The following is a 1,250-nucleotide window of genomic DNA, read 5'->3' on the forward strand; positions in this document are numbered from 1 at the left end:
ATGGCGTCCCGCGTGATGGTGTAGCCGATCAATCGGCCGTCGTGTTGGTGGTGTTGGGGAGCGCGGGGGCGCTGTCGGGGCGCTTGTCGGGGTAGATCTCGTCCATGCTGCCTTCGGGCAGGTAGCGGCGGGGGAAGGCGATCCACTCGTCGTGCATTTCGAACAGCACGGCGGTGACCAGCCGCAGGAGTGCGTCGTCGTTGGGGAAGACCTGGACGACGTCGGTCCGGCGCTTGATCTCGCGGTTGATCCGCTCCAGTGGATTCGTTGATTGGATCTTCTTCCAATGTCGTTCCGGGAAGGCGGCGAAGGCGGTCAGGTCGTCCTTGGCTTCCAGCAGCATCCGCTTCACCTTGGGGAACTGGCCTCCGAGCATGTCGGCGACGGTGTCGACCTGGGCCCGGACCGCGCTCTGGCCGGGCTGGGCGAAGATGGTGCGGATGGTCGCGGCGACCATCTCACCGGCGTCCTTCGGGATCACGCCAAAGACGTTGCGCAGGAAGTGGACACGACATCTTTGGTAGGCGGCGCCGATCATGACCTTGCGGATCGCGTTGACCAGGCCGGTGTGGTGGTCGGCGAGGACCAGGCGGACCCCGCTCAGGCCGCGTTCGCGCAGGTGACGCAGGAACTCGGTCCAAAACGCCTCAGTCTCGCTGTCGCCGACCATCACGCCGAGGACCTCCCGACCACCGTCCTCGGTGATGCCGGTGGCGATCACCACCGCCCGGGAGGCGATCTGGTGGTTGACCCGGGCCTTGCAGTAGGTGGCGTCGAGGTAGATGTAGGGGAAGCGAGTGTGGTCCAGCGGCCTCGTGCGGAAGGCTGTCAGCTGCTCGTCCAGGGCGGCGCAGATCCGCGAGACCTCGCTCTTGGAGATACCGGTGTCCGCCCCCAGGGCCACGACCAGGTCGTCGACCGACCGGGTGGACACCCCTTGCACGTATGCCTCCATGATGACCGCGTACAGGGCCTGGTCGATGCGGCGGCGCCGCTCCAGCAGGCTGGGGAAGAAGCTGCCGGCCCGCAGTTTGGGAATGGCCAGGTCGAGGTCGCCGGCCTGCGTGGTCAACGTCTTGTCCCGGTGCCCGTTGCGGTAGTTGGTACGGGTGTCGGTGTGCTCGTTCCACTCGGCGCCGATCTTCGCCGCGGTCTCGGCCTCGATCAGCTCCTGCAGCATCCGCTCGGCGACGCTGCGGACGAGCTCGATTCCGTCGGACGAACGTAGTGACTCCAGCAGGCGTATCAGT

At 66.5% G+C, this 1,250-nt stretch carries 1 protein-coding gene; it reads right to left on the reverse strand.

All coding sequences use genetic code 11. The features are described 5' to 3' along the window. Window positions 1-28: 28 nt before the first annotated feature. Window positions 29-1,249, reverse strand: coding sequence for an IS256 family transposase (locus AQJ91_RS48345; RefSeq protein ID WP_107122748.1), 1,221 nt, complete (start codon window positions 1,247-1,249; stop codon window positions 29-31). Window position 1,250 lies beyond the last annotated feature (1 nt).

Origin of the sequence: Streptomyces dysideae (assembly GCF_001514305.1) — a bacterium.
Classification (GTDB): domain Bacteria; phylum Actinomycetota; class Actinomycetes; order Streptomycetales; family Streptomycetaceae; genus Streptomyces; species Streptomyces dysideae.